A 1,667-nucleotide genomic window follows, 5' to 3' on the forward strand; every position below is an offset into this window, starting at 1 on the left:
GGGCGGGTCGGCGGCCCGCGTCACCGCGCTGGCCAGCAGCACCGCGTCGCAGCCCAACTCCATCGCCAGCGCGGCGTCGCTGGCGGTGCCGATGCCGGCGTCGAGTACCACCGGAACACCGGCTGCTGCCACGGTCATCTCGATGTTGTGCGGGTTCGCGATGCCCAGCCCGGTGCCGATCGGTGAGCCCAGCGGCATCACCGCCGCGCAGCCGGTGTCCTCCAGGCGTCTGGCCAGCACCGGGTCGTCGTTGGTGTAAGGCAGCACCACAAAACCGTCGTCCACCAATTGCTCTGCGGCCCTGACCAATTCGACCGGGTCCGGCAGCAGGGTGCGCTCGTCGGCGATCACTTCAAGCTTGACCCATTCGGTGCCCAGCGCCTCACGGGCCAGGTGCGCCGTCAACACCGCCTCGGCGGCGCTGCGGCACCCGGCGGTGTTGGGCAGCGGCGTTATGCCAAGCCGGTTCAGCAGATCGAGCATCCCGGTGGCGCCCTCGGCGTCGACGCGGCGCATGGCGACCGTCGTCAGCTCGGTGCCCGACGCGACCAACGCCTCCTCGAGCACCGCCAGGTTGGTCGCCCCGCCGGTACCCATGATCAGTCGGGAGCTAAAGCTGCGGCCCGCGATCGTGAGTTTAGAATCAGCCACCCTGCACCGCCGTTACCACCTCAAGCCGTGCGCCATCGGAAAGGGTTGTCTGCCAATGGTTTCGGGGAAGGACGGCTTGGTCCAGCGCCACCGCGATACCCCGGTCAGGGTAACCCAGGGTCTGCAGCAGCGCCGCGACCGTGGTCTGCTCGTCGACCTCGACCTGTTTCTCGTTGACCAACACCATCATGGGTGTGCTCCGATCGGAACCAGTTCGGACGCGATCTGTTCGGCGGTCCAGGGCGCCAGCAGGAAACCGTTGCGCCCGTGGCCGGCGGCCACCAGGGTACGTTCGTCAAGACGCTGGACGAGCGGCTGGTTGTCCGGTGTCATCGGCCGCAACCCGGCGCTACATTCGGCCAGCTCGTATTCGCCAACGGCCGGCAGCACCGCGCAGGCGTCGGCGAGCAGATCACGCACCCCGGAGACGACCGGTGCGGTGTCACGGCCATGCTCGTATTGGGTGGCGCCGACAACGACACCGTCGGCGCGCGGCACCAGGTACACCTGCCGACCGTGCACCCGAGCCCGGATCACCCGCTGCGGCACCGGCATGCAGCCCTTGCGCCAGCGCAGCCGCAGCACCTCGCCCTTCACCGGCCGGATCGGCAGGCCGGGCCACAACGCCGGGGCGTCGATGCCGTTGGCGATCACTACTGCATCGGCCTCTATATGCGCAAGCTCATACACCGGCGCCGCCCACTGCACGCCCACCCGCTCGCATGCCGCTGCCAGCCCTTCCAACAGCGTGCGGTTGTCGACCGCAAGCTCGGTGGGCGCCCGGAAGCCGTGCCGAATGCCGTGTGCCAGAAGCGGTTCCACGTCGCGCGCAGCCGACTCCCACACCACCGGGTGGCCTTGCCCGGCCAGCCAGTCGGCGACGGTGCGCAGCTCGGCGGCGTCGGCGGAGTCAACGGCCACCACCAACGATCCGCGGGCGGTGATCACCTGCGCCGGCAGCCCGTCCAGATAGTCGCCCTGCTTGCGGATGCGGTCAATGGCCCCCTGCATCTGGC

General features: G+C 69.5%; 2 protein-coding genes and 1 pseudogene (1 of these 3 running past the window's edge). All 3 read right to left on the bottom strand.

Translation table 11 applies throughout. The features are described 5' to 3' along the window. Positions 1 to 651, bottom strand: a 651-nt coding sequence (locus ACFE99_RS11585) for a thiazole synthase (protein WP_375485350.1), incomplete at its 3' end; no start/stop codon positions are given. After that, the gene (gene thiS, locus ACFE99_RS11590; RefSeq protein ID WP_375485352.1) at positions 644 to 841 is read right to left on the bottom strand and encodes a sulfur carrier protein ThiS; all 198 of its coding nucleotides are present in this window, start codon (positions 839 to 841) and stop codon (positions 644 to 646) included. The genes thiS and ACFE99_RS11585, both read right to left, overlap by 8 nt. Next, positions 838 to 1,667, bottom strand: a pseudogene (locus tag ACFE99_RS11595) (FAD-dependent oxidoreductase) (it continues 108 nt past the right edge of the window). The gene thiS and the pseudogene ACFE99_RS11595 overlap by 4 nt, the downstream one beginning before the upstream one ends.

Source organism: uncultured Mycobacterium sp. (assembly GCF_964249325.1).
In the GTDB taxonomy this organism is placed as follows: domain Bacteria; phylum Actinomycetota; class Actinomycetes; order Mycobacteriales; family Mycobacteriaceae; genus Mycobacterium.